This window comes from Pseudomonas edaphica, assembly GCF_005863185.1.
GTDB classification, from domain to species: domain Bacteria; phylum Pseudomonadota; class Gammaproteobacteria; order Pseudomonadales; family Pseudomonadaceae; genus Aquipseudomonas; species Aquipseudomonas edaphica.
In genome coordinates, this window is the sequence record NZ_VBVZ01000489.1 from 1 (window position 1) to 4,834 (window position 4,834).

Annotated in this window: 4 protein-coding genes; 3 read left to right on the forward strand and 1 reads right to left on the reverse strand. The window is 60.6% G+C overall.

Going from position 1 to position 4,834, the window contains the following annotated elements:
• Positions 1-83: 83 nt before the first annotated feature.
• A complete protein-coding gene (locus tag FEM54_RS24880; RefSeq protein WP_138453475.1) occupies positions 84-1,448 on the reverse strand; it encodes a formimidoylglutamate deiminase in 1,365 nt (454 codons plus the stop codon).
• 147 nt (positions 1,449-1,595) lie between these two features.
• Between FEM54_RS24880 and hutC the strand changes: the two genes are divergently transcribed.
• The 3 genes from hutC to hutU all read left to right on the forward strand — a co-directional run.
• A complete protein-coding gene (gene hutC / locus FEM54_RS24885) occupies positions 1,596-2,306 on the forward strand; it encodes a histidine utilization repressor (RefSeq protein WP_017738808.1) in 711 nt (236 codons plus the stop codon).
• Positions 2,303-2,863, forward strand: coding sequence for a HutD/Ves family protein (locus FEM54_RS24890; protein WP_138453476.1), 561 nt, complete (start codon positions 2,303-2,305; stop codon positions 2,861-2,863). The genes hutC and FEM54_RS24890 overlap by 4 nt, the downstream gene beginning before the upstream one ends.
• Before the next feature lie 341 nt (positions 2,864-3,204).
• Positions 3,205-4,834, forward strand: a 1,630-nt coding sequence (gene hutU, locus FEM54_RS24895; RefSeq protein ID WP_240792799.1) for a urocanate hydratase, incomplete at its 3' end; no start/stop codon positions are given.

Below are 4,834 nucleotides of genomic sequence, written 5' to 3' on the forward strand. Positions count from 1 at the left end.
ATAGCATCACCTGGGTGTAACTGATACACCGAGGTGTCTGCATCGCAGGCAAGCCAGCTCCCACATTTGTTTTGCATTGTTTTTTAGCCGAGTAGATTCCTCAGAACTTGGGTGAACGACCGGCTGCTTTCTTCTTCGCCGGCATGATGCCCATCGCGCACCACCCACTTGCCGTTGACCAGCACATCGCGCACTTGGCGATCACCACCGGCGAACAGCCAGCGATTGAGGATGCCATCCTCGGTCGCCGTCGCCAGGTACGGGTCATTGCCATCCAGCACAATCCAATCTGCCCGCTTGCCGACTTCCAATCGACCAATCGGCTGCCCCAACGCTTGGGCGCCGCCGTCCAGCGCAGCATCGAACAATGTGCGGCCAACCATCGGTTGATCACTGCGATACAGGCGGTTGCGCCGCTGGTCCCGCAGGCGCTGGCCATATTCGAGCCAACGCAACTCCTCCACCACGCTCAGTGACACATGGCTGTCGGAACCGATACCCATACGCCCGCCTTGAGCGAGGAAATCCACCGCCGGGAAAATCCCGTCGCCCAGGTTGGCTTCGGTGGTCAGGCACAAGCCGGCGATTGCCCGGCTCTTGGCCATGCGCGTGACTTCATCGGCGTCAGCATGGGTGGCGTGTACCAGGCACCAACGTTCATCCACTTCAACATTGTCATACAGCCATTGCAGCGGGCGTTTGCCGCTCCAGGCCAGGCAATCATCGACTTCTTTTTGCTGCTCGGCGATGTGGATGTGTACCGGGCATGCCTTGTCGCTGGCGGCCAGCACCTCATTGATCTGTTCGGGTGTGACGGCACGCAGTGAGTGGAAACACAGGCCCAGTTGCTGCGCTGGCTGCGCCGCCAGAATGGGCTTCAGGCGTGCTTGCAGGTCCAGGTAATCTTCGGTGCTGTTGATAAAGCGCCGCTGGCCTTCATTCGGCGCCTGGCCACCAAAGCCGGAATGGGTGTAGAGCACTGGCAGCAATGTCAGGCCAATCCCACTGCTGGCGGCCGCCTGGCTGATCTGCCGCGACAGCTCCGTGCGATCGGCATACGCCTGGCCGCTGACGTCGTGGTGCACATAATGAAACTCGGCCACCGATGTGTAACCGGCCTTGAGCATCTCGATATAGAGCTGGCGGGCGATGACCTGCAGTTGTTCCGGGGTGATCTTGCCGACCATGCGGTACATCAAGTCGCGCCAGGTCCAGAAGCTGTCATTCGGGTTGCCGGCCACTTCGGCCAACCCGGCCATGGCGCGCTGGAACGCATGGGAGTGCAGGTTGGGCATGCCCGCCAAAACCGGGCCTCTGAGCCGTTCGGCGTTGTCTGCGCTGGCATTGGGCTCAACCTGGGTCAGCACGCCATCGGCGCTGACTTCAAAGCGCACATCGTTGGCCCATCCATTAGGCAGCAGCGCGCGTTCGGCAAAGAAAGCGGACATGATCAAGGCACCCCGGTCGTGTGTTTATTTGTATATACATATACAGACGTTTGCCTGCTCGGTAAACTCCGGCAATCTATGCATCTTTTCCCCCTGCAAGGATTCCCTGTGCCGACTCCGCCCGCCAAGTCTTCGCTGGCTGCCCACATGGACGAAAGTCCGGCGCCCTTGTATGCCCGCGTCAAACAGATGATCAGCCAGCAGATTCTCAACGGCAACTGGCCGCCCCATTACCGCGTGCCGTCCGAGAGCGAACTGGTCAGCCAGTTAGGCTTCAGCCGCATGACCATCAACCGCGCCCTGCGTGAGCTCACCGCCGAAGGGTTGCTGGTGCGCATGCAGGGCGTTGGCACTTTCGTCGCCGAGCCCAAGAGCCAATCGGCGCTGTTTGAAGTGCACAACATTGCCGATGAGATCGCCTCCCGCGGTCATCGGCATACCTGCCAGGTTATTCACCTGGGCGAAGAGGCCGCCGGCTCCGAACGTGCTGTGGCCCTGGAAATGCGCGAAGGCGGCCGCGTGTTTCACTCGTTGATCGTGCACTTTGAAAACGACATTCCCGTACAAATCGAAGACCGCTTCGTCAACGCTCTGGTCGCGCCGGAATACTTGCAACAGGATTTCACCCAGCAAACGCCGTACGCCTACCTCAACCAGGTCGCACCACTGACCGAGGGCGAGCATGTGGTTGAAGCCATCCTCGCCGACGCCGCCGAGTGCAAGCTGTTGCAGATCGAGCCAAGCGAGCCTTGCCTGTTGATTCGCCGCCGCACCTGGTCCGGCCGCCAGCCGGTGACCGCCGCGCGTTTGATCCACCCCGGTTCCCGTCATAGCCTGGAAGGACGTTTCAGTAAATGAGTGAAGTGAAAGTCTGGCGCGCCACCGATTACATCCGCATGCCATGGAAAAACGGCGGCGGCAGCACCGAAGAAATCACCCGTGACGCAGGCATTGGCCTGGATGGCTTTGGCTGGCGCCTGTCGATCGCCGATATAGCCGAATCGGGTGGGTTTTCTACCTTTGGCGGCTACCAGCGTGTGATCACCGTGATCAAAGGTGCGGGCATGGTTCTGACCGTGGATGGCGAGGAACAGCGCGGGCTGTTACCGCTGCAGCCGTTTGCGTTCAAGGGTGAAAGTGAAGTGTCCTGCCGCTTGATCACCGGGCCGATCCGCGATTTCAACCTGATTTATTCGCCCGAGCGTTACCACGCACGCTTGCAGTGGATGGATGGTGTGCAGCGGTTTTTCAGCACGGCGCACACGGTGTTGGTGTTCAGTGTGGCGGATGAAGTGAAGGTGCTGGGTGAAAAGCTCGGCCATCACGATTGCCTGCAAATCGACGGTAACAATGACCTGCTGGATATTTCTGTCACCGGCCGCTGCTGCGTAATCGAACTGACCGCACGCGGTTAAAAAACTGTGGGAGCAGGCAAGCCAGCTCCCACATTTGCTTTTCATTGCTCATAAGAGCTGTTTCCAGCCGCGCACCAATTTGTTACCGAATGCCCCAGCATGGCGCAATGCCAGGCAGTGATGAACAATGTCCCCGTCCGCAAACTCCCTCTGTAAGAAAATTCACCAAGCCTCAAAGCCTTAATTTCCGAGGCTTTCACGCACCTCCCAAAAAAATCTCACCCGCTCTCTCACCAAGTTGGCCGCTTGATTGCATATGCTTGTACATACAAGTAAAGATGTGTGCGTAAGACTCTCCTTCGCACCATCAATGTTCGCGCATCATGCCGAGGAGTCCAGCTGTGACCGATTTTTCGAAAGCTAAGCCTACAAAATACCGTGACGTCGAAATCCGTGCCGCCCGCGGTAACAAGCTCACCGCCAAAAGCTGGCTGACTGAAGCACCGCTGCGCATGCTGATGAACAACCTCGACCCGCAAGTGGCCGAGAACCCGAAAGAATTGGTGGTGTACGGCGGTATCGGCCGTGCGGCGCGCAACTGGGAGTGCTACGACCAGATCGTCGAGAGCCTCACTAACCTGAATGACGACGAGACCCTGCTGGTGCAATCCGGCAAGCCGGTCGGCGTGTTCAAGACCCACAGCAACGCCCCGCGCGTGCTGATCGCCAACTCCAACCTGGTGCCGCACTGGGCCAGTTGGGAACACTTCAACGAACTGGATGCCAAGGGCCTGGCCATGTACGGCCAGATGACCGCCGGCAGCTGGATCTACATCGGTAGCCAGGGCATCGTGCAGGGCACCTACGAAACCTTCGTCGAAGCCGGCCGCCAGCACTACAACAGCGACCTGACCGGCCGTTGGGTACTCACCGCCGGCCTCGGCGGCATGGGCGGCGCTCAGCCGTTGGCCGCGACGCTGGCTGGCGCCTGCTCGCTGAACATCGAGTGCCAGCAGGTCAGCATCGATTTCCGCCTGGCCAGCCGTTATGTCGACGAGCAAGCCACCGACCTCGACGATGCCCTGGCCCGCATCGCCAAATACACCAAGGAAGGCAAGGCCATCTCCATTGCCTTGCTGGGCAACGCGGCCGAAATCCTGCCGGAACTGATCAAGCGCGGCGTGCGCCCGGACATGGTCACCGACCAGACCAGCGCCCACGACCCACTCAATGGTTACCTGCCTGCCGGCTGGACCTGGGACGAATACCGCGCCCGCGCCAAAACCGAGCCGGCTGCCGTGATCAAGGCCGCCAAGCAGTCGATGGCCGTGCACGTCAAAGCCATGCTGGAATTCCAGAAACAAGGCATCCCGACTTTCGACTACGGCAACAATATCCGCCAGATGGCCCAGGAAGAAGGCGTAGAAAACGCCTTCGACTTCCCAGGCTTCGTACCGGCCTACATCCGCCCGCTGTTCTGCCGTGGCATCGGCCCGTTCCGCTGGGCTGCGCTGTCGGGTGACCCGCAAGACATCTACAAGACCGACGCCAAAGTCAAAGAGCTGATCCCGGACGACGCGCACCTGCACAACTGGCTGGACATGGCGCGCGAACGCATCAGCTTCCAGGGCCTGCCAGCACGTATCTGCTGGGTTGGCTTGGGCCAACGCGCCAAGCTCGGCCTGGCATTCAACGAAATGGTGCGCAGCGGTGAGCTGTCGGCACCCGTAGTGATCGGCCGTGACCACCTCGACTCCGGCTCGGTCGCAAGCCCCAACCGCGAAACCGAAGCCATGCAGGACGGCTCCGACGCCGTGTCCGACTGGCCACTGCTCAACGCCTTGCTCAACACCGCGAGCGGCGCGACCTGGGTTTCGCTGCACCACGGCGGCGGCGTGGGCATGGGCTTCTCCCAGCACTCGGGCATGGTGATCGTCTGCGACGGCACCGATGAAGCGGCTGAGCGGATCGCCCGCGTACTGCACAACGACCCGGCCACCGGGGTGATGCGTCACGCCGATGCCGGTTACC

Coding starts and splice junctions, on each gene's coding strand:
- FEM54_RS24880 (WP_138453475.1), bottom strand. CDS start 1,448: ATGTCCGCTTTCTTTGCCGAACGCGCGCTGCTGCCTAATGGATGGGCC.
- hutC (WP_017738808.1), top strand. CDS start 1,596: ATGGACGAAAGTCCGGCGCCCTTGTATGCCCGCGTCAAACAGATGATC.
- FEM54_RS24890 (WP_138453476.1), top strand. CDS start 2,303: ATGAGTGAAGTGAAAGTCTGGCGCGCCACCGATTACATCCGCATGCCA.